Origin of the sequence: Staphylococcus pseudintermedius, from assembly GCF_001792775.2 — a bacterium.
Classification (GTDB): domain Bacteria; phylum Bacillota; class Bacilli; order Staphylococcales; family Staphylococcaceae; genus Staphylococcus; species Staphylococcus pseudintermedius.
The window spans coordinates 1-1101 of the sequence record NZ_MLGE02000033.1; the positions used below are offsets into that span (position 1 = coordinate 1).

2 tRNA genes and 2 rRNA genes are annotated in these 1101 nt (G+C 44.0%); all 4 read left to right on the plus strand.

Annotated elements, in window-relative coordinates:
- A 16S ribosomal RNA gene (locus tag BJK46_RS12055) occupies positions 1 to 63 on the plus strand; the annotation flags it as partial.
- Between the two features lie 91 nt (positions 64 to 154).
- Positions 155 to 231 (plus strand) — tRNA-Ile (locus BJK46_RS12060).
- Between the two features lie 22 nt (positions 232 to 253).
- Positions 254 to 329: transfer RNA gene (locus BJK46_RS12065), tRNA-Ala, on the plus strand.
- Positions 330 to 629: 300 nt separating this feature from the next.
- A 23S ribosomal RNA gene (locus BJK46_RS12070) occupies positions 630 to 1101 on the plus strand; the annotation flags it as partial.

Sequence of the window (1101 nt, forward strand, 5' to 3'; positions counted from 1 at the left end):
ATGATTGGGGTGAAGTCGTAACAAGGTAGCCGTATCGGAAGGTGCGGCTGGATCACCTCCTTTCTAAGGATAATATACGGAATATCACCATCAGGTGATAAACGGATTAACGTGACATATTGTATTCAGTTTTGAATGTTTGTATAAATGTTCGGGGCCTATAGCTCAGCTGGTTAGAGCGCACGCCTGATAAGCGTGAGGTCGGTGGTTCGAGTCCACTTAGGCCCACCATTTAAAATTCAAATTATATATTGGGGGCTTAGCTCAGCTGGGAGAGCGCCTGCTTTGCACGCAGGAGGTCAGCGGTTCGATCCCGCTAGTCTCCACCATTTATATCTTTTGTACATTGAAAACTAGATAAGTAAGTATAGATTTTACCAAGCAAAACCGAGTGACAAGCGTTTAAAAGCTTGAAACAAAAAATTATCGCTAGTCGTCAAATGACGACTCACATAATTAATAACTGGTGATTTTGGAAAAGATTGTATTTCGGTAGACGACATGATGTTTTGAAAACGTTTGTCAGTCTATGAATCACAAGCATGAGCGAAGGCGCTTACTGCGCGTAAGTAACTGAGTGAATGTGAAGTGATGAAGCCGAATGCGAACGTTTGCCAAAATATCATATAGATTAAGTTATTAAGGGCGCACGGTGGATGCCTTGGCACTAGAAGCCGACGAAGGACGTTACTAACGACGATATGCTTTGGGGAGCTGTAAGTAAGCTTTGATCCAGAGATTTCCGAATGGGGAAACCCAGCACGAGTTATGTCGTGTTATCTGCATGTGAATACATAGCATGCAAGAAGGCAGACCCGGAGAACTGAAACATCTTAGTACCCGGAGGAAGAGAAAGAAAAATCGATTCCCTGAGTAGCGGCGAGCGAAACGGGAAGAGCCCAAACCAATAAGCTTGCTTATTGGGGTTGTAGGACACTCTGTACGGAGTTACAAAAGAATTTGTTAGACGAATAACCTGGAAAGGTTAATCAGAGAAGGTAATAATCCTGTAGTCGAAAACGAATTCTCTCTTGAGTGGATCCTGAGTACGACGGAGCACGTGAAATTCCGTCGGAATCTGGGAGGACCATCTCCTAAGGC